Annotated in this window: 25 protein-coding genes; 17 read left to right on the forward strand and 8 right to left on the reverse strand. The window is 37.7% G+C overall.

What is annotated here, in order from left to right; translation table 11 throughout:
* Nucleotides 1–14 precede the first annotated feature (14 nt).
* The 5 genes from argF (at nt 15) to SLH51_RS19525 (ending at nt 3371) form a co-directional block, all read left to right on the forward strand.
* Entirely contained in the window at nt 15–974 is a 960-nt protein-coding gene (gene argF, locus SLH51_RS19505) for an ornithine carbamoyltransferase (RefSeq protein WP_335963166.1), read from the forward strand.
* Nucleotides 975–1036: 62 nt separating this feature from the next.
* The gene (locus SLH51_RS19510) at nt 1037–1228 is read left to right on the forward strand and encodes a YjzC family protein (RefSeq protein ID WP_335963168.1); all 192 of its coding nucleotides are present in this window, start codon (nt 1037–1039) and stop codon (nt 1226–1228) included.
* 258 nt (nt 1229–1486) lie between these two features.
* On the forward strand, nt 1487–2230 hold the full coding sequence (locus SLH51_RS19515; protein ID WP_335963169.1) for an alpha/beta hydrolase: 744 nt from the start codon (nt 1487–1489) through the stop codon (nt 2228–2230).
* A gap of 67 nt (nt 2231–2297) precedes the next feature.
* Complete coding sequence (locus SLH51_RS19520) at nt 2298–3194, forward strand: NAD-dependent epimerase/dehydratase family protein (protein ID WP_335963170.1); 897 nt, start codon at nt 2298–2300, stop codon at nt 3192–3194.
* A 12-nt stretch (nt 3195–3206) separates the two neighbouring features.
* Complete coding sequence (locus SLH51_RS19525) at nt 3207–3371, forward strand: hypothetical protein (protein WP_335963171.1); 165 nt, start codon at nt 3207–3209, stop codon at nt 3369–3371.
* Nucleotides 3372–3425: 54 nt separating this feature from the next.
* Here the strand turns inward: SLH51_RS19525 and SLH51_RS19530 are convergent, their stop codons facing one another.
* Nucleotides 3426–5018, reverse strand: coding sequence for a peptide chain release factor 3 (locus SLH51_RS19530; RefSeq protein WP_335963173.1), 1593 nt, complete (start codon nt 5016–5018; stop codon nt 3426–3428).
* A 242-nt stretch (nt 5019–5260) separates the two neighbouring features.
* On the opposite strand from SLH51_RS19530, the gene SLH51_RS19535 reads away from it, so the two are divergent.
* The 4 genes from SLH51_RS19535 (at nt 5261) to SLH51_RS19550 (ending at nt 7405) form a co-directional block, all read left to right on the forward strand.
* Nucleotides 5261–6223: a BMP family ABC transporter substrate-binding protein gene (locus tag SLH51_RS19535; RefSeq protein WP_335963174.1), complete on the forward strand. Its 963-nt coding sequence runs from the start codon at nt 5261–5263 to the stop codon at nt 6221–6223.
* Between the two features lie 205 nt (nt 6224–6428).
* On the forward strand, nt 6429–6602 hold the full coding sequence (locus tag SLH51_RS19540) for a ComZ family protein (RefSeq protein ID WP_335963193.1): 174 nt from the start codon (nt 6429–6431) through the stop codon (nt 6600–6602).
* A 129-nt stretch (nt 6603–6731) separates the two neighbouring features.
* Nucleotides 6732–7064: a hypothetical protein gene (locus SLH51_RS19545; RefSeq protein ID WP_335963175.1), complete on the forward strand. Its 333-nt coding sequence runs from the start codon at nt 6732–6734 to the stop codon at nt 7062–7064.
* A gap of 68 nt (nt 7065–7132) precedes the next feature.
* Nucleotides 7133–7405, forward strand: a complete 273-nt coding sequence (locus tag SLH51_RS19550) for a penicillin-binding protein (protein ID WP_335963176.1) — start codon at nt 7133–7135, stop codon at nt 7403–7405.
* Nucleotides 7406–7440: 35 nt separating this feature from the next.
* On the opposite strand, the gene SLH51_RS19555 is transcribed toward SLH51_RS19550, so the two are convergent.
* Nucleotides 7441–7761: a hypothetical protein gene (locus SLH51_RS19555; protein WP_335963177.1), complete on the reverse strand. Its 321-nt coding sequence runs from the start codon at nt 7759–7761 to the stop codon at nt 7441–7443.
* Nucleotides 7762–8095: 334 nt separating this feature from the next.
* Here SLH51_RS19555 and SLH51_RS19560 point away from each other — a divergent pair, with 334 nt between their 5' ends.
* On the forward strand, nt 8096–9034 hold the full coding sequence (locus SLH51_RS19560; protein WP_335963178.1) for a beta-ketoacyl-ACP synthase III: 939 nt from the start codon (nt 8096–8098) through the stop codon (nt 9032–9034).
* Nucleotides 9035–9060: 26 nt separating this feature from the next.
* Nucleotides 9061–10302 carry a beta-ketoacyl-ACP synthase II gene (fabF, locus tag SLH51_RS19565; protein ID WP_335963179.1) on the forward strand — a complete coding sequence of 414 codons (1242 nt, stop codon included), beginning with the start codon at nt 9061–9063 and terminating at the stop codon, nt 10300–10302.
* Between the two features lie 66 nt (nt 10303–10368).
* Here fabF and SLH51_RS19570 read toward each other — a convergent pair whose 3' ends face one another.
* The gene (locus tag SLH51_RS19570) at nt 10369–11388 is read right to left on the reverse strand and encodes an LCP family protein (RefSeq protein WP_335963180.1); all 1020 of its coding nucleotides are present in this window, start codon (nt 11386–11388) and stop codon (nt 10369–10371) included.
* A 193-nt stretch (nt 11389–11581) separates the two neighbouring features.
* On the opposite strand from SLH51_RS19570, the gene SLH51_RS19575 reads away from it, so the two are divergent.
* Entirely contained in the window at nt 11582–12862 is a 1281-nt protein-coding gene (locus SLH51_RS19575; RefSeq protein WP_335963181.1) for an acetyl-CoA hydrolase/transferase family protein, read from the forward strand.
* A 271-nt stretch (nt 12863–13133) separates the two neighbouring features.
* Here the strand turns inward: SLH51_RS19575 and guaC are convergent, their stop codons facing one another.
* On the reverse strand, nt 13134–14117 hold the full coding sequence (gene guaC / locus SLH51_RS19580; RefSeq protein WP_335963182.1) for a GMP reductase: 984 nt from the start codon (nt 14115–14117) through the stop codon (nt 13134–13136).
* 529 nt (nt 14118–14646) lie between these two features.
* On the opposite strand from guaC, the gene SLH51_RS19585 reads away from it, so the two are divergent.
* Entirely contained in the window at nt 14647–15393 is a 747-nt protein-coding gene (locus SLH51_RS19585; protein ID WP_335963183.1) for a FixH family protein, read from the forward strand.
* Nucleotides 15394–15453: 60 nt separating this feature from the next.
* Here SLH51_RS19585 and SLH51_RS19590 read toward each other — a convergent pair whose 3' ends face one another.
* The gene (locus SLH51_RS19590) at nt 15454–17967 is read right to left on the reverse strand and encodes a CBS domain-containing protein (RefSeq protein WP_335963184.1); all 2514 of its coding nucleotides are present in this window, start codon (nt 17965–17967) and stop codon (nt 15454–15456) included.
* Nucleotides 17968–18131: 164 nt separating this feature from the next.
* Nucleotides 18132–18773, reverse strand: coding sequence for a hypothetical protein (locus SLH51_RS19595; protein ID WP_335963185.1), 642 nt, complete (start codon nt 18771–18773; stop codon nt 18132–18134).
* Nucleotides 18774–18909: 136 nt separating this feature from the next.
* Here SLH51_RS19595 and SLH51_RS19600 point away from each other — a divergent pair, with 136 nt between their 5' ends.
* The gene (locus SLH51_RS19600) at nt 18910–19401 is read left to right on the forward strand and encodes a GNAT family N-acetyltransferase (protein WP_335963194.1); all 492 of its coding nucleotides are present in this window, start codon (nt 18910–18912) and stop codon (nt 19399–19401) included.
* A gap of 145 nt (nt 19402–19546) precedes the next feature.
* Here SLH51_RS19600 and SLH51_RS19605 read toward each other — a convergent pair whose 3' ends face one another.
* A complete protein-coding gene (locus SLH51_RS19605) occupies nt 19547–20134 on the reverse strand; it encodes a cell wall hydrolase (RefSeq protein ID WP_335963186.1) in 588 nt (195 codons plus the stop codon).
* 407 nt (nt 20135–20541) lie between these two features.
* Between SLH51_RS19605 and SLH51_RS19610 the strand changes: the two genes are divergently transcribed.
* Both SLH51_RS19610 and SLH51_RS19615 read left to right on the forward strand, forming a co-directional pair.
* Entirely contained in the window at nt 20542–21219 is a 678-nt protein-coding gene (locus SLH51_RS19610) for a CAP domain-containing protein (RefSeq protein WP_335963187.1), read from the forward strand.
* Between the two features lie 144 nt (nt 21220–21363).
* Nucleotides 21364–22500, forward strand: a complete 1137-nt coding sequence (locus SLH51_RS19615; RefSeq protein WP_335963188.1) for a D-alanyl-D-alanine carboxypeptidase family protein — start codon at nt 21364–21366, stop codon at nt 22498–22500.
* A 135-nt stretch (nt 22501–22635) separates the two neighbouring features.
* Here SLH51_RS19615 and coaA read toward each other — a convergent pair whose 3' ends face one another.
* Nucleotides 22636–23589 carry a type I pantothenate kinase gene (gene coaA, locus SLH51_RS19620; protein WP_335963190.1) on the reverse strand — a complete coding sequence of 318 codons (954 nt, stop codon included), beginning with the start codon at nt 23587–23589 and terminating at the stop codon, nt 22636–22638.
* A 212-nt stretch (nt 23590–23801) separates the two neighbouring features.
* Here coaA and SLH51_RS19625 point away from each other — a divergent pair, with 212 nt between their 5' ends.
* Entirely contained in the window at nt 23802–25997 is a 2196-nt protein-coding gene (locus SLH51_RS19625; protein WP_335963191.1) for a DNA topoisomerase III, read from the forward strand.
* Nucleotides 25998–26104: the final 107 nt, after the last annotated feature.

Here is a 26104-nt window from a genome sequence, read left to right on the forward strand (position 1 = left end):
GGGAAGTGACAATATTGAAAGCTGCAACAAATACAACTACTCAAACATTATACGGACGTGATTTTCTTACGTTACTTGACTATACACCAAGTGACATCCGTCATTTGCTTGAAAGTGCGACAGAAATTAAAAATAATAAAGCAGCATATGCAGATGCGTTAAAAGGTCAGTCACTTGGAATGATCTTCGAAAATGCGTCTACTCGTACGCGAGTATCATTTGAAGTAGGGATGACGCAGTTAGGAGGGCATGCTCTTTTCTTAAGCCCGCGTGATATGCAAATTGGACGTGGAGAGCCCGTAAAGGATACGGCTAATGTTCTTTCACGTTATGTGGATGCGATTATGATTCGTACGAATTCACATGAACTTGTTTGTGAATTAGCAGAGCATTCAAAGGTACCTGTAATTAATGCACTTACAGATTATTATCATCCTTGTCAAGCGATGGCTGATTTATTAACGATTTATGAGCATAAAAAAACGTTAAAAGGGCTGAAACTTGCTTATGTTGGGGATGGAAATAATGTGGCGCATTCTCTACTTGCTGCAGGCGCAAAAGTTGGGATGGATGTTTCTGTCGCGACACCTGAAGGATATGAAGTAAATCAGAACATTTTTGAGAAAGCGAAACAAGCTGCAAAAGAAACTGGAGCGACACTTGTTCAAACGAATGATCCGAAAGAAGCAGTGAAAGACGCTGATGTCATTTATACAGATGTGTGGGCAAGTATGGGATTTGAACAAGAACAAGAAGAACGTTTAAAACAATTTGATCATTATCAAGTGAATTCAGACTTAGCTAGCTTAGCAAAAAATGATTATATTTTCCTACATTGTCTCCCGGCTCACCGTGATGAAGAAGTAACTTCAGAGATCATTGATGGAAGTCATTCTGTTGTCTATGATCAAGCTGAAAATCGTCTTCATGCACAAAAAGCGATTCTTTTAGCGTTATTAACCAATTCTAAGTAATTTCTCACTGTTCATGATTCGATTGCTTTTGGGCAATCTAATTATGGAAGGAGGGAACAATAATGGGACAAAATCGACAGTTTGAACCAGGTCAGAAAGCACCTAATAATGGAATTTACATTGAGATTGGTGAAACAGGCGATATGGTACAGAGTCCAAAGTCGTTAAAAATGGAAGCGGGAGATACGTTCCCAGATACGCAAAATGATAATCGAAAATGGACTCCAAAGCCAAAGCCGAAAGCTGGTCTGTAACCAAAAGAAGCTATAAACAAAAAGCAGCAGCAATGGCTCCGCACTGCGTGGCAGCGGATTGAGAAACCTACTCAATCCGTTGCCTTGTTTTAAAGCCCGCTATGATAAAACCTCGATCACTTTTTTGTTTACACATAAAAAAGTGATCGAGGTTTTTATTGATTTCATGTCTACTTTCACTTCCGTTTTTTCATCTTTTGGCATAACGTAGTAAAGATAATACAACTACATTTGAAATGATGGGAGAGACGTAAAGCAATGGTGCATGCTCGTTTTATACGCATAGAAGAACAGTGGAACGTCATCTATCTTCCAGAACGTCCGAATGGTTTTGCTGTGTTTTTACTTGGTAATAACGGGATGTTGGTAGAAGCAGATACAAGTGACTGGGAACACCATCCTGAGAAGAATCAATTCATAAAAGATTTGCTTTGTAGAGGTTACACGGTGGTCGCCTCCTCTCTCTTTGATCGACATTGGGGAAGTCAAAAAGCATTCCAATTGCTCGAACAACTCTATCATCTTGTCTTAAAAAAAGAAATTTTAAATAAAAAAATTCATCTCTTTGCAGAAGGAAGTGGAGCACTAGTAGCGATTCGCTGGTTAAATGCTTATTCGGAGATTGTTCGGTCCTGCTACTTTGTGAATCCTTGTTTTTCTTTAGAAACGTACTATGAACAGGAGAAGGAGAATAAGCTGTATTTTAAACGATTTATCAAAGAAATTGGAGAAGCTTATAAACTTGATCATAAAAAAATAACAAGTGATATGGTAAAAACAATGACACCGGAGTTGCAAAATGGGTATGTTCCCCCATTATCTATACATTGTCACATGCAAGAAAGGCATTTTCCTCTTCAATTGCAAAGCAGGCCATTTCAAAAACAATTAGCCGATAAAGAGATTATTGTTAATTTGAGAATCCATGGAAACAATAAATCGTTCTACAAGGCAGCACAATCTGCATTTCCATTTTATAAAAAATATGAAGAATTCTTATAGCCTGTCTCTTCTTTGACATAAGAGAAGGCTTTTTACATAAATTTTAATGTATAGGGGTGAGATGCATATGAAAAAAGCATTAGTCACAGGAGGGTTAGGTTTTATCGGTTTTCACTTAGTACAACGCCTACTAATGGAAGGAATTGAAGTAATAGTTGTTGATGAAATGCCTCAGGAAAAAAATGAAGTGCAAGAAGAAATGTGGATGAGAATCGGACGAAATGATTTGGCTACATTGCTGAATGAAAAAGTGGAAAATATTGATTTATTATCTGTGTTAAAAGATGTGGATACGATTTTTCACTTAGCTGCACAGACGTCTTCCGATAGCAAATGGCCTAAACTTGCAAAAGTAATTGAGAATAACGTCAAATTGACCAAGAAATTAGTAAAAGCGATACCGGAGCGTGCCATTCTAATCTATGCTTCTACAGTCGAAGTATATGGAGAACGCCCTGGATTGATCACAGAACGAACCCCAACGAACCCAACTTCGGCATATGGAATTACGAAGTTAGCAAGCGAGAGACTTATTGAAAATGAATGTAAGGAAAGAGGAATATCGTACTCGATTTTACGATTACCAACTATTTATGGACCGTGGCAAAGAAGTGATATGACATATCAGCAGATTATTCTAGGAAAGAAAGATCCTGAAATAGATCGTTCTACATTAGATGTTTTATATGTGGACGATTGTATTGAGGCGTTTTTGTTAGCAGCTAACTTACATCAGAAGAACGAAATCTTCCAGCTTACTTCGGGGCAAGAAGAAGCGTGGTATGAAGGAATTCGATTATTAGGATGTCGAGAAATAAAAAAGAAAAGTAAAATTAAGACAACGCTAAGTTCTGATAAATCAACTACGTTACTCGGCTTTACACCGCAAATAACGCTTGAGAAAGGGCTTGCCAAACAACGTGAACATGTGAAACAATGGCAGAATCAACAAAGGTTATCATAAGGGTGTGAACTAGTGCAAAGAAAAAGAGCAATAATAGGGATTTTAATATTTGCTTTTGTGACCATTCTATCTTATCTACTATTCCATGAGCTGTTTCATCTCGGAGAGGGATTGAGTGTTGTGTTTGCCCTAGTATTTGGGGCGATTGTTGAATTTATGTATCAAAAAAGAGGGTAACTCAAGGGTGATTTTGGGCCTTTTTGAGTCATCCTCTTTTGTTGATGTAAAATTTTACGATTCTTTAATAAACGAGTTCTCGTAAAACTTCATTTTAGGGTACTTATCAAGGGCTGTTCGCATTTGAAACTCGTTTTCGAACAGAACAACAATTCTACCATCTCTATCCGTTACTAGATTACGCTGAGATTTCTTGAAGGCTTCCATTGCTTCTGGTGGTCCAGCTGCCCAACGTGCAAAAGAAAACGGGAGACGTTCCAACTGAATGTCAACGTGATACTCATTCTTTAAACGATACTCTAATACTTCGAATTGAAGAACGCCAACGACTCCAACGATTTGCTGCTCAGAAAAACGGTTATAGGTTTTAAATAACTGGATTGCTCCTTCTTCCGTTAATTGCTGAAGCCCTTTTTCAAATGATTTGTGTTTTAATGCTTCCTTAACCGTAATGGCACTAAAATACTCAGGAGAGAAGTGCGGCATTTCATCAAATTCAAACGAATCTCCTTCAACAAGCGTATCGCCAATTCGGAATGTACCTGGGTCAAATAACCCAATAATATCTCCTGCATACGCTTCGTCAACAATGCTACGGCTTTGAGCCAAAAATTGTGTTGGTTGCGACAGCTTCAGATTTTTACCGATTCGAACGTGTTTAACGGACATTCCACGCTCAAACTTTCCTGAAGTAATCCGTAAAAAGGCAATCCGATCGCGGTGAGCTGGGTTCATATTTGCTTGAATTTTAAAGATAAAGCCAGAGAATGATTGATGTTCTAACGGGTCAATCAAACCATTCGTACTTTCCCTTGGTGTAGGGGAAGGTGAAAGAGTTAGAAAATGCTCTAAAAATGTTTGAACACCGAAACTTGAAATCGCACTTCCGAAGAAAATCGGTGTAATTTCCCCTTTTGCAATAAGTTCTTGGTCAAACTCATCGCCGGCAACGTCTAATAATTCAAGTTCTTCTCGAAACTGTGCGACTAGACCTTCATCACCGATCGCTTCATCTAGTTTTGGATCATCTGGACCTTCAAGTTGAATAACATCGATTTCTTTAGGGTTTTCTGGATTGTATAATTCAAGTCTTTTGTTATGACGATCATAAACACCAGAAAAGGATTGGCCCATGCCAATAGGCCAGCCCATCGGATAAGATCTTATCCCAAGTAAATTTTCAAGTTCTTCCATCAATTCGAATGGATCGCGTCCTTGACGGTCTAACTTATTCATAAATGTAAAAATTGGAATGCCGCGCATTTTACAAACTTTAAATAATTTCTTTGTTTGCGCTTCAACCCCTTTAGCTGCGTCAATAAGCATCGTTGCAGAGTCTGCTGCAGTTAACGTTCGGTAAGTATCCTCACTGAAATCTTCATGTCCTGGTGTATCCAAAATATTCACATGATATCCATCGTACAGAAATTCAAGCACGGAACTGGTAACGGAAATTCCACGTTGCTTTTCAATTTCCATCCAATCACTCATGGCGTGTTTAGATGTTTTCTTACCCTTAACTGAGCCAGCTTCACGGATGGCTCCTCCGAACAAAAGAAGTTTCTCCGTAAGTGTGGTTTTTCCCGCATCCGGATGCGAAATAATTGCAAATGTGCGGCGCGCTTGAACCGCTTTTGTATAATTCATAAATGTTCCTCGCTTCTACATCAAAATTGTCTGGGTTTATTATAACAGTGTTGCTCAAATGTTTCACCTTTGGAATTAAAAAGATTACAATCATATTACAAGTTTGTATCAAAAGGCAAGTTCAAAAGGATTTAAACATACGATTAACGAATAGTTAGGACGCATAAATCAATCGTAAAAAGATGAAATATCGCAAATCATGTTATATTAGTGATGCAAACATAAATAGGGAGAGTGTCAACATGATTATACAACGATTTTTACTGGTGTTGTTACCGATTCTACTTATAGGTTGTTCTGATATTAGTAGTAACTTCACTACTTTGAATAGAGTTGGATTATTACTTGAGGATACAATTGACGACCAAGGATGGAATAACAAAGGGTATCAAGGCTTATTAAATATCCATTCGAATCTTAATGTCGATGTTGTATTCAAGGAGGATATGAATACAGAAGAGAAAGTAAAAAAAGCTGTAGAAAGCTTTGTTGCAGATGGTGTGAATCTTATATTTGGACATGGGCGGTTCTTTTCGGAACATTTCACAGATCTTGGGAAGTCTTATCCAGATGTTCATTTTGTTAGTTTTAATGGGGACGTTCAGGGTGACAATGTAACAAGTCTTCATTTTGACAGTTATGCTATGGGGTACTTCGCTGGGATGGTTGCAGCTGCTATGTCAGAAACTGGCGATGTAGGTGCTATTGCTGCACATGATTGGCAACCAGAAGTTGAAGGTTTTCATGACGGAGCCTCCCTTAGTGGAACAAAGGCAAAGGTTCATCTTAAATTTGTAAAAGATTGGACAGATAGTGATACTGCTTTATCTTATTTCGAAGATTTGAAGAGATCTGGAGTAGATGTGTTTTATCCAGCTGGTGATGGATATCATCTTGATCTTATTGAAGAAATAAGGAATGAAGGACTGTATGCCATCGGTTTTGTCGGGGATCAATCAGATTTAGGCGAGTCAACTGTGTTAACGAGTACTGTTCAACATGTTGATTATTTATATGAATTAGTTGCAGAACAGTTTACCAAAAATGAATTAGGAAACGGTAATTTGCGCTTTGATTTTAAAGATGGTGTGATATCGCTCGGAAATTTCAGTTCAAGAGTACCAGAAGACATTCAAATACAAATTAAGGATGCGGTCAGGCAGTACATAGAAACAGGTGAGTTGCCAACGGAGGCTATTAAGTAGTTAGCTTGCGTTCATTTAACTAGCATAGTATTGTAAGAGGGAGTTCAAAAAGTAGGAGAATTTTAATAATCAGTTAATTTCGTATGTAAATGCTTGGAGAATGAATACAAAACGTACAAGCTACATAGATTATTGTTTGCTCTTTTTTGAACTCTAGGATAAGGAAAGTATAAAATAGAGGTGGATAACTGTGAATAATCCTGAAATGAATATGAAGTTTATGCAAATTGCTATGAAGCACCTCCCAGAAGGAAAGAAGTTGCTAGATGAAAAAGGGATTGAATTGAATATGGAAGATTTACAACCGATGCTAGAATTGCTATTAAATGTAATGTCCGAGGCTTACGAGCTAGGCAAAAATCATGCTTCCGAAGAATAATTAAAATAAAAGAACAAAATGGTAGCTCGACCTGAGATCGTCTCGGACGAGCTTTTGTTATGCATGAAGTGTCAAGTTCTTTACAAATAGAATGTACTTGTTTAATAAAGGTTTTGAGGAGGAGATTGTATGGAGAAGAACGAGAAGCTAAAAGCGTTTGCTAAAGAGATGAAAGAAGGATTTCAGTTAGTGAATGAAAAACGCGATGAAGAAGCAAAAAAGAAGTTACAACCATTTATAGAGTTAATGAGAAAAAGTGGAGCTCCACACATCCGTCTTTTTTCTACTTATAGCATTGCTCAAATACGTACTGGTGAGTTAGAAGGTTTTATGCAAACATACGCCGAAGTAAAGGAAATGAAGCCTAAAAATGAGGAAGAAAAAAAGCAAAAGCAGCAGTTGGACCGCTTTTTCAATGACCTCATGATGGAATTGCAAAAAGAAGAAGGACATTCATCGTAACTGACAAGCTCAAAATCAGACAACAGCTCATAGGATGATATATACCTATGGGAAGGAGCTGACTATGAATGAACTATTATTCTTATCAACCGATGATGAGAAGTATGCATCATCATCATGGCGAGAATCAACGATTTTTTCCGGTTCTTCCGTTTTTAGCAGGGTTAGCGGTAAGTCCATTCATCTTTGGTGGATATGGTCGTCCGAATTATGGACCTAACTTCGGTCCTAACTATGGTCCGAGTTACGGTCCACAATATGGTCCTGGATTTGGCCCGCAGTATGGGCCTAGTTATGGTCCGAATTTTGGCTATCAACAGCAACCATTTTATAAATGGTAACCATATAAACAAAACAAAAAAGAAGAACGCTAACGTTAATCGTCAGCGTTCTTCTTTTTTGAATTCTCTTCTTTGTTTTCTTGAGTAAAATAATCTGTCACCTTGCTAGCAAGTGGTGCAAGTTTCACAAGGTAAGGACTAAGTGATTGGACAAGTGCCATAATATTAGCGAGCTGGTCGGTTTGCGGATTTGATTGTTGGTTACTTAAAGGTTCATTTTGATTTTGCTCTTCAGTCATTTCTTGATTTGGCTCTGATTGATCTGCAGATATTTCTGGTTGTTCGGGTTGGGATGGACGTTTTCCAAACATTAATTCAGTAAAAAAATCAGGTTGTTGATTCTGATCATCTCTCATAATACCCCTCCTTTAGAGTGCTCTTAAGTATTGTATGGATGGAAACGGAACACTGTGTAAAGGCTAATGCCTAAATAAGGTGTTCGTGTAGACAGAACGAATGAAATACGTTAAAATTAGTATCAGGTACTAATTAGAGTGATAAAAAGTGGTTGCAATGGCTCTGCATGCTGCTCTCACATTCTGAGAAACTTGCTCAGAATAGGATTTAATACCTGCAGCGGCTCCACTCATTGCTTAGAGGTTGTTCAAAAAGGGAAAGTCCCCCTTTTTTGAACAACCTCTAATAATAACCCAAAGAATCGTGTGCTAATCGCGAAAGGGGAATGAAACGATGACAAAAGCAGGAATATTAGGGATGGGAAGCTATATTGGGGAAGAGCTTGTCACAAATGCTGACTTTGAAAAGAAAATAGATACAAATGATGAATGGATCAGAACAAGAACAGGCATTGAAGAAAGACGCTTTGCTCCAAAAGAGATTGACACTTCAGATATGGCTTATAAGGCAGCAAAAGATGCACTTGAGCATGCTGAGGTTTCAGCAGAGGATATAGATTTGATATTGGTGGCAACAGTTACACCAGATATGCCGTTTCCTACGGTCTCAACCTTAATTCAGCATCGCCTCGGTGCAAAAAAGGCAGCTGCAATGGATGTTAGTGCAGCATGCGCAGGATTTATATATGGCTTAGCTACAGCCCAGCAATTTATTGAAAATGGCGCATACAAGAATGTTCTTGTAGTAGGAGTGGAGAAGTTATCTAAAATTACCGATTTTACTGATCGAAATACAGCTGTTTTATTTGGAGATGGTGCAGGTGCAGCAGTTGTTGGTCCAGTAGCTGAAGACAAAGGGATATTGGCATTTGAACTTGGTGCTGATGGAACTGGTGCGATGCATATTAATCAACAAGGGCAATATTTGCAAATGAATGGACGAGAAGTGTTTAAATTTGCGGTACGCCAAATGGGTGATTCCTCCTTACGAGTTCTCGAAAAAGCTGGATTATCAAAAGAGGAGTGTGATTTTCTTGTTCCTCACCAAGCAAATATTCGGATTATGGAAGCTGCAAGAGAGCGTCTAGATCTCCCTCAAGAGAAAATGTCAAAAACGGTTCATAAATATGGAAATACATCCTCAGCTTCAATCCCGATGGCTATGGTGGATGAATTAAAAAGTGGTAAGATCAAAGATGGAGATGTACTAGTTTTAGTTGGTTTTGGAGCTGGTCTTGTATGGGGATCTGTTGCACTTAGATGGGGGAAATAACCATTAACGCAAAGGAGAGAAATAACGTGGAAAAAAGACGTGTCGTAATAACAGGTATGGGAGCTGTCACTCCGCTTGGTTTAGATGTGGCAACCACTTGGAACAATGCGATTGAGGGAAAGTCAGGAGTAGGTCCTTTAACGAGAGTACAGGCTGAGGAATTTCCGATGAAGGTAGCGGCTGAAATTCGTGACTTTGATTCAGCTGTTTTTATGGATAAGAAAGAAGCAAGAAAGATGGACCGATTCACACAGTTTGCTGTTGCTTCATCTTTAATGGCTTTAGAAGATGCTAAATTAGAAATAACAGATGACATTGCTCCGCGCGTGGGAGTATGGATTGGCTCAGGTATCGGTGGCATGGAAACGTATGAACAGAATTTCCGACAATTCCTTGAAAAAGGACACCGACGAGTTAGCCCATTTTTCGTCCCAATGATGATCCCAGATATGGCTTCTGGGCAAGTGTCAATTATAACAGGAGCAAAGGGAATCAATTCTTGTTCGGTTACGGCTTGTGCTTCTGGGACAAATTCAATTGGAGATGCGTTTAAAGTCATTCAACGTGGTGATGCAGATGTAATGATTACAGGAGGATCTGAAGCACCAATTACGAACATGGCAGTTGCGGGTTTCTGTTCCGCAAAGGCTGTTTCAACAAGCGAAGATCCAACAACTGCTTCAAGGCCTTTTGATGCAAATCGTGATGGATTTGTCATGGGTGAAGGTGCGGGGATTTTAATTCTTGAAAGTCTAGAATCAGCACAAAAACGTGGCGCAACGATTTATGCTGAGATTGTCGGGTATGGTGCAACGGGTGATGCACATCATGTGACAGCGCCGGCACCTGAAGGTGAAGGCGGTGCACGCGCAATGAAGCAAGCAATCGATGACGCCGGATTAAAGCCAGAAGACATTGATTATTTAAACGCTCATGGTACAAGTACACCATATAATGATAAATTTGAAACAATGGCTGCGAAAACAGTCTTTGGAGAGCATGCTTATAAATTAGCAATTAGCTCAACTAAATCAATGACTGGTCATCTACTTGGAGCTGCTGGTGCTGTGGAAGCGATTCTTTCGATTCAGGCAATAAAAGAAGGAATCATTCCTCCAACCATTAATTATGAGACTCCAGACCCTGATTGTGATCTTGACTATGTTCCAAACGAAGCTCGGAAGCAACAAGTAAGAGCTGTATTAAGCAATTCACTTGGTTTTGGTGGACATAATGCAACTTTAGTATTTAAAAAATATACGGAATAGAAAAAAGGCTGACTTATCCAAGTTTATCCCTAATAACTAGGGGTTTACTGGATGGTCAGTCTTTTCTTATATATTTTCTTCTTTGCTTTTTTCCTCGTCTTCAGAACCGTTGAATATATCATAGATTGCTTGACGATTTTTGTCCAGATTCATTTCTAATACAGCGCCCGCGTGTTGATAATAGACATCCTGGAAGCTTCCGTCAATTGGAATACGGATCGTTTCAATTCTACCAATTGGATTCAACACAAAATCGCGGCCGAGACTTAACATTTTAGATGTGCGTAGGTTCGTTTCAAGATGTGGCTCAAGTGCCCCAATTAATCTTGGTATTTTTGACATGCCTGAAAGAGTGAAAAGTTCATCTTTCAGTAGTTTGAGTGTTTCTTGTTGTCGCCTTACGCGTCCGAAGTCATTTTCATTGTCTTTTCGAAAGCGCACATATTTTAATGTATCCTCACCATGTAACCGATGATTTCCTGGCTGAAAGTCAATTTGGTTGTTTACGTCAAACATACGTTGCTCAATTGTCACAGGTAGCCCGTTTGGGACAATTGTATCTACTGTGTTAATAAAACCGGCAAAATTAACTATTGTGTAATAATGTATATCAATTTTGAAATTTTGTTCGATTGTTTCTTGAAGCAAGTCGACACCACCAAAAGCAAATGCCGCATTTATCTTATTATTGGAACGACCAGGAATTTCTACATAGACATCACGCATGATAGAAGCAAGCTTAGCTTCTCCATTTAGAGGATTGTATTGTCCAATCATGATCGTGTCTGTACGAGCGAGTCCATCTGTTGACGAATCAACCCCAACTAAAAGAACATTAATCGGTTGGTTATTCTCAGGTTCTTTTGCTGTAATAGTGTCTTTCTTGGGACTTTCTTTTACAGAGGGGTTAGTTTTATTTTTCGCTGAAATTTGTTGTTCAGTTTCCGTTTTTCCTGCATGATATTCCGTGTAAGCATAAGTTACGATCGAGCCAAAAAGAATAAGAAAAACGAGCAAGCTAAAGAACAATGTAGGTCTATATCGTCTCTTTTGCTTACGTCTATTAGCTTTTTTTCGGATAGACATATAGAGCCTCCTCCTAATTTTCCCGCAGGGTAGAAGATAAACTAAAACATATGATTACCTGTGTTTGACAACACTAAACATAGAAATTCTACCTTGGTAAGAAACTAAAATTATAGTAATATTATTCGTTGAACAGGTCATTTTCATGAATGAAAAAGAGAAATAATTAAAGAAAAAGGGGCAGGAAGAAGCTATGAATTCATTGCAATTATATAAAAAGAACCAAGTTGAAACCGCTTTAGAAGCTGTTTTAATCATTAAGCCAGATGAAGATATTATCGTTCCTTTGGCAGTAGGTGAACCTCCAGCCTTAATGGACGCTCTTATAAAACATGACAATTTGAAAGAGAATCGGTTGTATCAAATGCTGTCACTAAGACCTGTACGCCCATTTAACCCTTCTAAAGTTAAACTTATTTCTATGTTTTTAAATAAAGATGAACGCAGAGGATTTTATGAGAAGGAACTCGATTTATTACCGAATCATTTCTCGGATGTCCCTTCAATACTTGAAGAAGTTGCAAGAGACTATGTTATTATGGCAACTGTCTCTCCAATGGATGAGAACGGTTATTTTTCACTAGGAACAAATTGTGATTATATTATTCCGTTATTGCCAAAAGCAAAACGAATCATTCTAGAAGTGAATGAAAATATGCCATATACTTATGGTGAAAATCACATTTATATTTCAGACGTAGATTCAATCATTGAAAATCATGTGTCACTTCCTGAAACACCAGATATTCCATTACGTGAAGAGGATGAAATTATTGGAAAAACAGTTGCTTCCCTAATAAATAGCGGAGATACGCTTCAAATAGGCTTTGGTGCAATTCCAAATGCGATTATGAATTTTTTATCTAGCCATAAGGATTTAACGATTTTCACGGAGATGCTTCCAGATGAAATTGTTGATTTGGTTGAATCTGGAGCTGTTACAAACTCTAACAACCCTTTGAAAAAGGGTAGCATGACAGCGACATTTGCGTTTGGAACAAAGAAGTTATATGATTTCATGGATCATAATGAGCAAGTTCACATGTACCCCGTAAATAAAACGAATGACAGTAGGCTCATTGCACAGATCGATCACCTTGTGACGATTAATGCCACAATAGAGGTTGATTTTTTAGGACAATGTAATTCTGAATCAATTGGGGGCAGATTTTATTCTTCAACTGGTGGACAAGGTGATTTTGGTATTGGAGCAAGGATGTCCAAATACGGGAAAGGCATCATTTGTCTTCATTCAACCACTAAAAATGGCACAATATCTAAAATCGTACCAGCATTAGCAAATGGATCGGTTGTATCCACTTCTAAAAACGATGTTGACTATGTCGTAACAGAATATGGGGTAGCAAAATTACGTGGGAAAACAATTCGTGAGCGCGTGGAAGCAATGATTGCTATTGCTCATCCGAATTTTCATGATGAACTCAGACAAGAAGCAGAAAAAATGGGTTATTGATAGAGAGGTTCACTGAAAATGACAGGATGTGATTTAACAGGAACAGGAGTTCTAGATACAACTATTGAGATATTGCATACATAGTGGTGATAGAACACAATATTGGTTTAGGTATTTAGTTCAATAAGACAATGGTGATATCGATAATTATAAATTTGTATGCCAATTGAAAAATAAATTATTTTTCAATTAAACATAAAGGTGAGCAGTACAAATGTACTGCTCACCTTTATGTTTATATATAAGTTAAAATGAAAGTTTTGTACAGTTTTTAAAATGCTTTGTCACCGTTAAAGATTGAATTCTTAACAACAACATAATCTACGTTACGAATGGATAGTAACTTACTTCCGCCAGAATAGGAGATAGAGGATTGAAGATCTTGCTCCATTTCGATTAACGTATCTTGCAAGAAGCCTTTGTGTTCCATAATAATTTTTTTGCCTTCTACATTTTTCTTTTCGCCTTTTTGAAACTCCGAAGCTGATCCAAAGTATTCTTTATAAAGTTTGCCATCTTCCTCAATGGTTTCTCCTGGGGATTCTTCATGTCCTGCAAATAAAGAACCGATCATGACCATCGAAGCACCAAATCTGATTGATTTAGCAATATCACCATGGGTACGTATTCCTCCGTCAGCAATGATCGGCTTACTTGCAGCCTTAGCACACCAACGTAGTGCTGCTAATTGCCAACCACCAGTTCCAAATCCAGTTTTAATTTTCGTGATGCATACCTTTCCTGGCCCAATGCCGACCTTAGTCGCATCCGCACCAGCATTCTCTAATTCTCTTACAGCTTCTGGAGTTCCAACATTTCCTGCAATAACAAAGCTATTAGGTAAGTGTTTCTTAATATGTTGAATCATCTGTATAACTGCATTCGAATGACCGTGAGCTATATCGATCGTAATATAATCAGGTGAAAGTTGCTCCTCAGATAATTGTTGTATGAAATGATATTCGTCATCTTTAACACCAACACTAATAGATGAGATTAAGCCACGTGATTTCATATCTTTTATAAAAGATTGTCGTTTCTCAGGTTCGAAACGATGCATAACATAGAAATAGCCATTTTCCGCTAAATAAATAGCGATTTTTTCATCTATAATAGTTTGCATATTTGCAGGCACTACAGGTAACTTAAATGTATGCTCTCCGAAGGTTATAGCTGTATCGCACTCAGATCTGCTATTGACCACACATTTTGCTGGAATCAATTGTATATCTTCGTAATCAAACACATTTTCCATGATTTACACCCCTAAACGCGAATATTGAAGTTTATTTGATTTAAAAACGTTCGTCCATTTGGTAATGTATATCATTTTGAGCAATATGTCAAAGTTTTTTTGTGGTTGTAAGATAATTTAAGAAATATGTGCCTCATTTGGTTTGTACAGACCTCTTGAGCAAGGATAGCAATACGTATCAATTCAACAAATTATGTACAACTTTAAACATAAGGACCTATAGGAATACACATTCGTTTTCCTGTAAATAATGAGGTTGCGTAGTAATGGAAGGGATTAAAAACTACAATTGACTAAAGTTATAGCACCTTTTCTCGACCGAACCATGCATAGTTAAGATAGGGGACATTTAATAACTGAAATGTGAACATTCCTTTAACATTTGTATGACAGTCCCTTCGTTTCGCCAATGTCTATTAAACTATAGTGTAGGTAAAATAGTGAAAGGAGTTAGAGTTACAAAGTTATTTACAAAGCTTGCAGTAAGAATAATAAAAGAAATTGATTCGTAATAGAAGAGGTGTAAGATATGAAAAGAAATTGGCTCATTTCATTAACCGTGATGGTTATGCTTGTTGCAGCATGTGGAGCAACGGAGGAAGAACAAAGCGGGGGAGCACTTGATGAGTTAACACCAATTGAAGTTGACCTGGATGTGCCTGAGTCAGCTGAAATTGGAGTTGCGGTTCCGTTTTCAAGTTCCGTTACTCAAGGAGAAGATTTGGTTGAAGATGCAAGCGAAGTCGTCTATGAAATTTGGATTGAAGGTCAAAAAGAACAAAGTGAGTTAATTGAGGCCGAGAAACAAGAGGGACATGTTTATTTACTTGATCATACATTTGAAGAAGCTGGCCTGTATCATGTGCAGACCCATGTAACTGCAAGAGGATTACACCGTATGCCAACAGCTCAAATACAAGTTGGCAAGATTGAGACTAGTGAAGAAGAAGAGTTAGAGGAAGACCATTCACATGAACATGCTCACCATCATACCCATGAACACCAAAAGAATATTGAAATAGATACGAGTGTTGAAACTGATAAGCGACTTGTTATACACATTGCTATAGAAGGTATCGCATATACAGGTGGGGCCGTGACACTAGAGATGTGGCAAGCTGGTGATGAACAGCGGCAATGGCTTGATTTAGAAGAGAAAGACGAAGGCCAATTTGAATTGCATAGCATTGATGAATTTTCGGGGACGTATTCTGTTATTGTGCACATTCAAGATGAAGAGTTACATGAACATATAGAGATGGAATTGGAATTATAAGAATAAGGAGATGAGGCTGCCTTTGTTAGGAAAGCCTCATCTTTTGATTTTCTCATAAACTTACAGGTTATTCTTTCTTTTAGCTTGAAGCCAAGTAAGAGCGTCATTTCGATTTATGATTTCATTGTCTAATTGAAAGCATGTTAATTGATGGAGGATATCAGAAAAAATAGGCCCTGGCTTAATTCCTTGCATAAGGAGATCTTGCCCAGTCAATAATGGTTTTAGCTGTTCTCGCTTTTCAACATAATTCCGTAATAAAGTATTTTCAGTTAATATGGTATACAAAAGAATTGTATCCTCCTTGAACATATGATAACGGTTATGAATGGAACTCATTGTCTCATTTTTTGAAAGAGGGACTGTTTGCATAGCTTCAAGTTGTTGAATAAGTTGGTTCTGTTTTGTAGTGAGTGAGTAGCGTTTTACCTTTTGTTTCCAATTGTGCTGACCGTAATTTAACGTAAGAATAACGATAAATGCATCGTTGAAGTGATAAGCGATTACTTGTTCTAGTTTCATTAATGATTCGATCGTAGGCTTTAAATTAAATAGAGACTGCCACACATGTAATGAATCAAGTAGCTTCACACCACGAATGATCGTTTCTTCGTTGATTAACAGCTGAATCTCTCTCAGAAAGCGAGTCGCACTCACTTGTTTTAGTAAGTAAGAAGCGTTAAGTGCTAGTTCCTCGGTCTGTTTGGCAAGAGTGTAATCAAAGCGCAAGGCGAACCGTATCGCTCGAACAATACGTGTAGGGTCTTCAATAAAACTAAGGTTGTGAAGAATCCGAATTTCTTTATTATCCATATCCTCTTGTCCTTGAAAAAAATCCAGAAGTTTTCCAAAATCGCTTTTGTTTATTTGCAATGCTAAGGCATTGATGGAGAAATCACGTCTTCGTAAGTCTTCACGTATGTTTGATGCCCTTACAGTTGGAAGAGCTGCTGGTGCATCATAATATTCAGTTCGACATGTGACAATATCAAGCTTTATATTTGTCGGAGTTGTCCAAGTAGCTGTTGCGAACTGTTCATGGGTTTTTATTTGTCCTCCTAATTGTTCTCTTATCGTATGGGCAAACGATATTCCATCCCCTTCAACTACTAAATCAATATCTTCATTTAGGCGATTTAATAGAAAGTCACGGACGATTCCACCAATTAAATATACGTTGATCCCATGTGAATCAGCAATGGCACCTATTTCACGAAGCAGGTTATAAGTATCTGGTGGCAATTGAGCTTGCATTTTCGTGACAATGGATTGATCGGTTACAGGTCTTGATTTTCGATGTAATTGTTCAATGACATCGGTCCTTGAAACAATTCCGACTACATTTTGATTCAACATAATGGGAATTCTTCCGATATTATGCTTCATCATCGTTGTTTGAATTTCCTCTAATGATGAGGTAGGTTCTAACGTAACAATTTGTGTAGACATATAAGCTTTAACAGGAGCATGTCCAAGTCCGTGGTGTGTCGCCTTGTCAACGTCACGTCTTGAAATGACTCCGATAAGGTATCCGTCTTCGTTTAAAACTGGAAATCCGGTATGTCCATATTGGTACATTCGTTCAAGTACTTCATCAATTGAATCATATGGGGAAACAAATTTCACCGGTTTAGCCATCATTTCACTCGCTGTTACGGATGGCTTTATCATTCGATTTATTACGTGTTTCACTTTTTTTACTACACTATTTAATTCTTGCTTTTTCATTGTTGCAGAAGCAGCTTGTGAATGACCTCCACCGCCTAGATCATCCATTAATGGTTGGAAATCAATCCGGTTTGAACTTGACCGAGCAACAACATATACGTGGTCTTTCATCTTAACGATAGATAGAGTAGCATCTGAATCAGTTGATTCCATTAGTCGTCGTGTCAATGTAGCAAGCCCATTTTGGTAAGTAGACTGCTCATGGGTTGTAATGAGGATTGTCATGCCGCTGATAGTAATTTCTTCACTGTTCGTTAAGAGAATTTGGAACAGTTGTTTTTCTTCGGTGGTTAACGATTGTTCTGAAAAATGATTGATAAGTGTTACATCCATCTCTAATCCTTTGAGAATATAAGCAATATAAAGATCTCTAGAAGTAGTCTGTTTAAAAGTGAAGTTGCCCGTATCGGTATAAAGGCCAAGCCCAAATAATGTCGCTTCAAAAGGCGTAATAGTGACTTTCTCTTTAAGTAACCTCTCCATTAAAAGTGTAATTGTAGCTCCCACTTGCTCGACATAGCGTTCCTCCCCTTGAACATCATCTTCTTTAGGGGGATGGTGATCATAAAGAATCGTTTTTGTCTCATTTGATAGATCATCGACTGGGATGCCTGTTCTATTCATGGAAGCGACATCGACTAGAATTAACGTTTTGACCTGACTCCAACGGATTTGTTCATATGTAGAAAGGGCAAGTTGATCACGGTAAATCGCTAAATATGATTTCACGGTTGGCTGCTGTTTTTCTGAAAGAGCTACTTCAGCACTCGGGTAAAGTTTCTTTGCTGCTAGCAAAGAAGCAAGCCCATCAAAATCAAGATTCATATGTGAAACGATAACATCCATAAATGGTTCCTCTTTTCTATCATTGAGATGCAATCGGCAAAGTAGGCCAGCTACTCATCAGAGTTATAGCGAGCGGAGCCAATGCATCTTCTTTTTAACAATTTCATCTTTAGTGTACCAAAAATTCACAATGATTGATAAGGAGATGTGTAAGTAGTGAGTTCCTATCCTTCTTCCTCTATAATTAAGCCCTTTAATTCAAGTGGTGGCTGCTCATAACTCCTCAAATGATTTGGTTTCTTTCGTTTGTAAAACGCTTGATCATCGTGCTTGATGATTGCTTTTAACTGACTTATGATGTCCAAGACGAGTTTTCTCGGGTTCGAAGCTACAAAGGTATCTGTATCGAAGGATACGCTGTTATTATCAGTTAATGTGAGACCAATCTTTTTGAACAGTTCAGCATTTTGTAGGAAATAATGGTGAATACGTAACTTATGATTTGTACCAGCTAACTGATCAACATCATTGACTGATGTTAGTGTTTCATTCCATTTTTGAACAACCTTCTTCATTTGTGGTAGGATGTCGTTACTAGAATCATGTAACTCTTTAATTACACTAACAAGTTGTTGTTCATGTTTATACAGACGATTCACTGCTTGTTTACCGGCTTGTTCTGTTTGATAATAGTGCTCATAAGCTAATAAATGATTTTCAGAAGGGCGATCGGTTTGATTTTTCGTATTTTCCATCCGCTGAACTCGGTGAATCCGCTCAATGCTGCCTACTTCAGTCATTCGGTTAACATACAAAGACTGAATGCGTTCAACTTTCATGCGTGAGGTTCTGGATATACGAATCATCAAAGACACCACCTTTTCGTTATATAACTGTTTTATTCCTTGTTATACTAGAAAGTACCTGTTTTTGTTTGAAAATTCTTTGAATTGTATAATTGAATGATCTTATTGGTAAGGAAAGGGTGGGATGCTTGTGATAATGAGAAAGCTTGAGAAGAAGGATGTTCAAATGTTCAAACAAATAAGGTTAGAAGCCTTAGAGGAAGTACCAGAAGCATTTGCAGCAAGTTATGAAGAAGAGGTCGATCAACCACATGCATTTTTTGAGTTTAAGCTGAATGAAGAAACATGCTTTTATGGAATATTTGATTATGAAACCTTAGTAGGAATCGTTAGTCTCACTCAATCGAAATTATTGAAAATGAATCACAAAGCTGCTATTGGGAGTGTCTATGTCGCGAAAGAAGCAAGAGGGAAGGGAATAGGGAAGAAACTGTTAGACCATGTAATTAAAACCGCACATGAACTTGGGATTGAGCAATTGCAATTAGTTGTTGCTTCTAAAAATGAACGGGCGAAGCAACTCTACGAATCATTAGGATTTCATACATATGGATTTGAGGAAAGAGCGTTAAAGGTTAATGGAGAATACATAGATGAAGATTATATGATGAAGTTTTTGCGTAATTGAGTCATAACAGAAAATAAGCCTGCTATGACTATGCTTGCTTGATCCCTTTTATTTGAATAACAGATTCTTTATTAAAGAGAGGGTGCTCCAAAAGGTAAAAAATTACCTATTGAGGCACCCTCAAAAATATTTATTTTAACTTAGTTTATTTTGCAAACACATGATTACCAATACGAATGGTTTCAGTACGTGTTGAATTCCAATGGTTTGTGGCAGTAGCTGGATTATAGAAGAATAGTGAGCCAGCACCTTGTCCTCGAAATGCTATTGCTTCGTTAACGGCACGAATCGATTCGTTATCTGCTGCAAGGTTAATACGGCCATCTTTTACAGGAGAAAATGCATAGTAGCCATTGGATACTTCCTCAACGACTCCACGTACGGAATTTGGAAAGTCCTTATGGTCTACACGATTTAGTACAACTGTTGCAACTGCAACCTTTCCTGCATAGGATTCTCCTTCAGCTTCTGCAAAAACTAGACGAGCAAGTAATTCTTTTTCTGCTGCAGAAACGGAAGAAGGAATGGTTAATTGCTCACCAACCATAATGGTTGAAGACGATTTGTTATTTGCTCGTTGAATAGCAGTAACAGGGACACCATACTGCTGTCCGAGTTTGTAAAAGGTATCTCCAGCAACAACTGTGTGTGTAGTTGATTGTGCATGTGTATCGTTAGCATCAATAAATAAAAGAGATGCGGTTGCACAAAGTGTAATCAATAACTTTTTCATATGTTTAAGCCCTCCTTGGAAAATTGTACTCTACTAACCTAGCACAAAAAATGATAGGGAGGAGAAGCTAAGTTTTTCCATCTTGTTTTGTTGTATGTTTCGTTCCATGTCGCTGTAAGGTCGACTGCCCTTCTTTACAGTTTTGTAACGAACTTTGGGGAAATCTATAAGATTCGTGATTCTTAGTGGGATTTGGAAATTGGGAAATTGATATTTTAAGCCTTGCTTAACTAATGAAAACAAGGTAACAACAATAGATAGAGAAGCTTCATTAAAGAGAAATTATGAATTTTTATAAGAAAGTCAATTTCCTATTAAACTAGTTTTTTCCAGTGATTACTTCATATAGTGCATGTTACATTCTAGTTGTGCCAAAGCATCATAAGATTACCTCAGGAGGGAATAACATGAAAAAATTAGTTATTGCAACAGTTTTAACATCATCATTTACATTAGGTTTAGGTGGACAAGCTGATGCAGCAAGCCAATCAAATAATGTGCAAACACAAGTTCATACAGTTAATATTCAAGAATTGGATCAAGAAAAGGTGAAAAAATGGCTTAATGAAGTATATCAATCGTATCAATTTCGACAAGATACGAATCAAAAGGTAGTTTCAGAAGAGAAAGCTGTGCCAACTGAGAGGGAAAATCGTTCGACGCAGCAAAAACCAGCAACTCAGGAATCTCAAAATGTGGAAGGAGTAACACAAGAGGAGCAGCAAATGATTGATTTAGTCAATCAAGAAAGAGCAGAACGTGGATTAAGCCCTTTAACAATTAATATGGAATTAACGGAGGTTGCTAGAGTAAAGGCTCAAGATATGATAGACAATAATTATTTTGCGCATCAATCGCCAACATACGGATCTCCATTTGATATGCTATCTCAGTTCGGCGTAGAATATCAAACAGCAGGTGAAAACTTAGCAGGTAATCAGACGGTTGAAGCAGCTCATCAAGCATTAATGAATTCAGATGGACACCGTGCAAATATTCTTAATGCCAACTATCAAGAAGTAGGAATTGGTATTATTGAAGGCGGTCCATATGGCAAAATGTTCGTTCAATTGTTTAAAGGTTAATGGAGTGTAAGTTTGGGGTGATGCTATTGATATGCATCACCCCCTTTCTATATTATAACTACATGTAATATGAGTGTTAACGCTCTGTAATATTTGTGAGGTATACTATGCGTTATGATTAGTAACAGAGCTAGGAGGAAAGTTGTGAAGGTGACATCAATTAAGGGAGGCATAAAGTGTGTTGTGGTCCTTTTCGTTTTTCTCATTATAGTGGGAGGTCAAAGAGCTGAAGCCGTAGAAGATATTTCATTATATAGCGAAACGGCTATTCTGATGGATGCAAATACTGGTGAAGTGCTTTTTGATCAAAATATGGAAAAAAAGATGTATCCTGCTAGTATTACAAAGATTGTGACAGCAATTATTGCAATTGAAGAAGGGCAGTTAGATGAAATTGTAACAGTCAGTCAAAAAGCTACTGAGGTGATTGGAACTCGAGTTTACCTAGTTCAAGACGAGAAAGTAAGTTTATTAAAGCTTATACAAGGTTTATTAATTAACTCAGGGAATGATGCAGGAACCGCCATTGCAGAGCATATGGCAGGGAGTGAATCCTTTTTTGCAAAGAAAATGAACCGATTTATGAAAGAGAAGATCGGCGTACAAAATACACACTTTACAAATCCACATGGGCTATATGATGAGAAACATACTACAACAGCATATGACATGGCGAAAATTACGCAATACGCTATGAAAAATGAAACGTTTCGAGAAATAGTTGGTACAAAAGAAATGGAATGGATAGGTGAAGAGTGGGAAACGACGATTTATAATCATAATCGTTTGTTATGGGATTATGAAGGTGTTACAGGTGTGAAAAATGGCTTTGTACGCAAATCAGGTTACACCCTTGTGACAACTGCGAAGAGACACGATATGGAACTGATTGCCGTGACGTTAAACGCTCCTTCTGCAGACCATGCATATAATGATATGAAAGCATTGTTTGAATATGGATTTGACCATTATCAGACGAGCGTTCTTTTCAGTAATAAAGTATTTGAAGCTGATAATGGTATGAAATATGAATTGAATGAAGATTTATACTTCGTTACAGCATATGATGAGGATATTTCCATTACAATAAACAGATTTGGACGCCTATGGATTAGAGGAGATAATAACCGGATCATTCGATCAGAATTGTTAACTCCTGTAGAAGGTAGAAAGCACTCTTTGAAGGAAACGAAAGTACATGAGGAACAGAACACAAAGGACTCTTCTACCCCTGTACGGTGGATCTCAGAGCTTTGGTCGCTGTTTCTTTTTTCTAAATGATTACTAATTGCGCACGCTACGGTCCAAGAGGAGAAGGGCACTCCTCTTGGACGCTAACCCCGTGTAGCGGCTTTGCACATTGTTCGAGGCAAAAGAAAAAAAGGTCAATCCTGACCTTTTTTTCTTTTGCCTCTTCTACATTTTTTTTAAATGGACTTCTTCTACTTTGTGTCCTGTACCTTTTTTTAGGATGAGGTCAGCTCTGTGACGTGTGGGGCGGATGTTTTTTTCTAAATTTACCCCGTTGATCGTTGACCAAATGTCTTTTGCAAATGTAACTGCTTCTGAATCAGATAAATGTCGATAGCGATGAAAGAATGATTCAGATTGTTGAAATGCCGTATTACGTAGTAATTTGAACCGTTCTATATACCAAGATTGAATGTTTTCTTCGTCAGCATCGACGTAGATCGAGAAATCAAAGAAATCTGAAACGAAAACTTGAGGAATGCGCCGGTCCTTTTTATTTACTTGTAAAACATTAATTCCTTCAACGATGACAACATCTGGTTCTGTTATTTTTTGAACAGTATCTTTAAGAATGTCGTACGTTAAATGTGAATAGACAGGTGCTTCAATGTAAGCGCGACCAGATTTAAGTTCATATAGAAAACGGATCAAACGACCTATATCATAACTTTCAGGAAACCCTTTCCGTTTCATTAATCCTCTTTCTTCAAGAACTTCATTTGGATATAAAAATCCATCGGTTGTAACTAAATCAACTTTAGGGTTATTCGGCCATTGTGATACAAGTGCTTGAATGAGTCGGGCTGTTGTGCTTTTCCCAACAGATACACTTCCAGCTACGCCTATTACAAATGGGACTTTTTTTGTTTTTTTCTGTAGAAACTGATTTACATTTTCATGTAATTTGACAGATTGAGTCATATGCATATACAGCAATTGCGAAAGTGGTAAATAGATATCAGAAACTTCTTCTGCTGAAATCGTTTCGTTTAAGCTGCTTAGCTTTGCGCGTTCTGTAGCAGAAAGGATGTCACTTGTTGAGTTAGATAGTTTTGCCCATTCAGTACGACTAAATTGAGTATAAGCAGACAATGGGACAGACTTGTTTAAAGTAGCCATGTTGTTCTCCTTTTTCTGGTGTGTGTTCCAAAAGGTAGTGCAAAGGCTCTGCTCGCTAAGTAGTTCAATCTCTCGTGCAAAAAAACAGCAGCTTAGCTCATTGCTTCTACATTATTCAAATGAAACAATATCATATTTAGGTTGAATTTATCTTATTGTATAGTAACACTTATTCCTTAAAAAAGGGGAATTTTTCGCTCACTTATTAAGGAATGAGGTATAATGAACCAAAAGTAATGAGAGGAACGAATAAAGCAATGAAAGTCATTATCGCTGAAAAACCAGATCAAGGAGTGAAATTAGCAGCACCTTTTTCATCTATAAGTAAATCTGGTTATATTGAAATAAAGAAAAATGCGCAGTTCCCTAAAGGTGCATATGTGACTTGGGCTGTTGGTCATTTATGTGAATTAGTTCCTCCAGAGATGTATGATCAGAAATGGAAGTCATGGAAACTAGAGACATTGCCGATATTACCTGAAAGTTTTAAACATCAAATATCAAAAGGCAAGGGGAAGCAGTTTCAAATAATTAAAAAATTAGTACAACAACCTAATGTTAATGAAATTATTATGGCTGGAGATGCCGGAAGAGAAGGAGAGTTAATTGTTCGTTTAATTATCGAGCAATGCAAAGTACAAAAGCCGATGAAGCGCCTATGGCTTTCCTCGCTTACAATGAATGCTGTGAAAGAAGGATTTCAATCGTTACGTTCAGAAGAAGACACTCGCACTTTGTATTTTGAAGCGCTTAGTCGATCTTGTGCTGACTGGCTTGTTGGCATGAATGCATCACGAGCATATACCCTTCTTTTACAAAAGAAAGGCTTAACCGATGTTTTTTCAACAGGAAGAGTTCAAACGCCAACATTAGCTTTAATTGTTAAGAGAGAAAAGGAAATTGAAGCGTTTAAACCAGAACCCTTTTGGGAAGTTAAAGCAGTGTTTACATTTAATGAAAAAGAGTATAAGGGGATTTGGCATAAAGACGGACAAACAAGGTTACAATCCGCTGAATTAGCAAAGAAAATTGAAATGTTTTGTAAAGGGAAAGCCGCAACGGTTATCGATGTGAAAGAAGAGGAAAAACGTTATAAACCGCCATATTTATTAACATTATCTAGTCTACAAACAGTAGCGAATCAACGATATCGATACTCCCCGAAAAGAACGCTTGACATTGCCCAAAAGCTCTATGTGAAAGGGTATATATCTTACCCAAGAACGGATTCTCATTTTGTTACAAAAGAAGAAGCAGTAACGTTTCCTACAATACTAGAAACATTATCAACTAAAAAAGAATACTCGTCATTCTTCCCTCTTCCCGTTAAGACATTGCTTGGAAACTTACGATTCGTCAATGATAAAAAAGTGTCGGACCACTATGCAATTATTCCGACAGAACAAGTTCCTAGTTTGGAGAAGCTGACTGAAGAAGAAAAGAAAGTGTATGACATAATCGTTAAGTCACTTCTTGCTGCTCATGAACAAGAAGCGGTCATCCATACAACGAAAGTAGAAACCCTTGTTGATAATCGAGCTACTTTTCAATCAAAGGGGAAGATAACAAAACAACATGGTTGGAAGAAAATTATCCATTCAGGTAATAAAGAACGAGAAGATGAGTTACCAATAGTGGAAATTGGTGATCAAGGTGGAGTAAAAAAGGTTGAGACGAAAGAGTCAGTGACACAGCCTCCGAAGCGTTATACCGAAGGACAATTGATAAATGTAATGAAAACCGCTGGGAAGCAAATGACAGACACAGAGCTTGAGAAGGTGTTAATGGAATCACATGGTTTAGGGACCGAAGCTACGCGAGCCGGAATAATAACGGTCCTAAAAGACCGAGGTTATATGGTTGTTACAAAGAACATTGTATTCCCAACAGAAAAAGGTCGTTTATTAATAGAAGCATTAGGCTCAAGCTTGCTAACGTCAGCTGAAATGACAGCGAAGTGGGAGCAGCGGTTAAGAGAAATTGGAAAGGGAGAGGCTTCAGCGGAGGTATTTATGGAGCAAACAAAGAAGCTTGTGAATCATTTAATTCAGGAAGCTGAAGGTGCGGCTCAGTCATGGGATTTTTCTCATATGGATCTTTCTCCCATGCAAAAAAGACCCCGAAAAGGAAAGCGTCGAGCCACTTCAGTTGGCAAATGCCCAGATTGTGGAGGGATGATATTAGATAGAGGTAGTTTCTTTGGCTGTAGTCAATACAAATCTCATCAATGTCGATTTACAATTTCAAAAATGATCTTAGGAAAAAAGATTAGACAAAAAGACGTAAAATCACTATTATCTAATGGGAAAACAGAAGTGTTAGAAGGCTTTACAAGAGAAGGGAAAACGTTTCATGCTTCTCTTAGTTGGGATCATAACCAGAAAAAAATAATTTTCAACGGAAAATAAAGAAATAAAAGGCTAGGGCGATCGTTATTGAACTGCCCCCTGTCAAGTAGACAGTGGAAATAATAAAAATGATTTAAGCGGCTTTAGCTCTATATTCCATAGGGCTA

The organism is Halalkalibacter kiskunsagensis (genome assembly GCF_037027555.1).
GTDB classification, from domain to species: Bacteria; Bacillota; Bacilli; order Bacillales; family Bacillaceae_D; genus Halalkalibacter; species Halalkalibacter kiskunsagensis.

Excerpts from the sequence above, each read along its gene's own strand:
- SLH51_RS19510 (WP_335963168.1), top strand. The coding sequence starts at position 1,037 with ATGGGACAAAATCGACAGTTTGAACCAGGTCAGAAAGCACCTAATAAT.
- SLH51_RS19515 (WP_335963169.1), top strand. The coding sequence starts at position 1,487 with ATGGTGCATGCTCGTTTTATACGCATAGAAGAACAGTGGAACGTCATC.
- SLH51_RS19520 (WP_335963170.1), top strand. The coding sequence starts at position 2,298 with ATGAAAAAAGCATTAGTCACAGGAGGGTTAGGTTTTATCGGTTTTCAC.
- SLH51_RS19530 (WP_335963173.1), bottom strand. The coding sequence starts at position 5,018 with ATGAATTATACAAAAGCGGTTCAAGCGCGCCGCACATTTGCAATTATT.
- SLH51_RS19535 (WP_335963174.1), top strand. The coding sequence starts at position 5,261 with ATGATTATACAACGATTTTTACTGGTGTTGTTACCGATTCTACTTATA.
- SLH51_RS19540 (WP_335963193.1), top strand. The coding sequence starts at position 6,429 with ATGAATATGAAGTTTATGCAAATTGCTATGAAGCACCTCCCAGAAGGA.
- SLH51_RS19545 (WP_335963175.1), top strand. The coding sequence starts at position 6,732 with ATGGAGAAGAACGAGAAGCTAAAAGCGTTTGCTAAAGAGATGAAAGAA.
- SLH51_RS19550 (WP_335963176.1), top strand. The coding sequence starts at position 7,133 with ATGAACTATTATTCTTATCAACCGATGATGAGAAGTATGCATCATCAT.
- SLH51_RS19555 (WP_335963177.1), bottom strand. The coding sequence starts at position 7,761 with ATGAGAGATGATCAGAATCAACAACCTGATTTTTTTACTGAATTAATG.
- SLH51_RS19560 (WP_335963178.1), top strand. The coding sequence starts at position 8,096 with ATGACAAAAGCAGGAATATTAGGGATGGGAAGCTATATTGGGGAAGAG.
- SLH51_RS19570 (WP_335963180.1), bottom strand. The coding sequence starts at position 11,388 with ATGTCTATCCGAAAAAAAGCTAATAGACGTAAGCAAAAGAGACGATAT.
- SLH51_RS19575 (WP_335963181.1), top strand. The coding sequence starts at position 11,582 with ATGAATTCATTGCAATTATATAAAAAGAACCAAGTTGAAACCGCTTTA.
- guaC (WP_335963182.1), bottom strand. The coding sequence starts at position 14,117 with ATGGAAAATGTGTTTGATTACGAAGATATACAATTGATTCCAGCAAAA.
- SLH51_RS19585 (WP_335963183.1), top strand. The coding sequence starts at position 14,647 with ATGAAAAGAAATTGGCTCATTTCATTAACCGTGATGGTTATGCTTGTT.
- SLH51_RS19590 (WP_335963184.1), bottom strand. The coding sequence starts at position 17,967 with ATGGATGTTATCGTTTCACATATGAATCTTGATTTTGATGGGCTTGCT.
- SLH51_RS19595 (WP_335963185.1), bottom strand. The coding sequence starts at position 18,773 with ATGATTCGTATATCCAGAACCTCACGCATGAAAGTTGAACGCATTCAG.
- SLH51_RS19600 (WP_335963194.1), top strand. The coding sequence starts at position 18,910 with ATGAGAAAGCTTGAGAAGAAGGATGTTCAAATGTTCAAACAAATAAGG.
- SLH51_RS19605 (WP_335963186.1), bottom strand. The coding sequence starts at position 20,134 with ATGAAAAAGTTATTGATTACACTTTGTGCAACCGCATCTCTTTTATTT.
- SLH51_RS19610 (WP_335963187.1), top strand. The coding sequence starts at position 20,542 with ATGAAAAAATTAGTTATTGCAACAGTTTTAACATCATCATTTACATTA.
- coaA (WP_335963190.1), bottom strand. The coding sequence starts at position 23,589 with ATGGCTACTTTAAACAAGTCTGTCCCATTGTCTGCTTATACTCAATTT.
- SLH51_RS19625 (WP_335963191.1), top strand. The coding sequence starts at position 23,802 with ATGAGGTATAATGAACCAAAAGTAATGAGAGGAACGAATAAAGCAATG.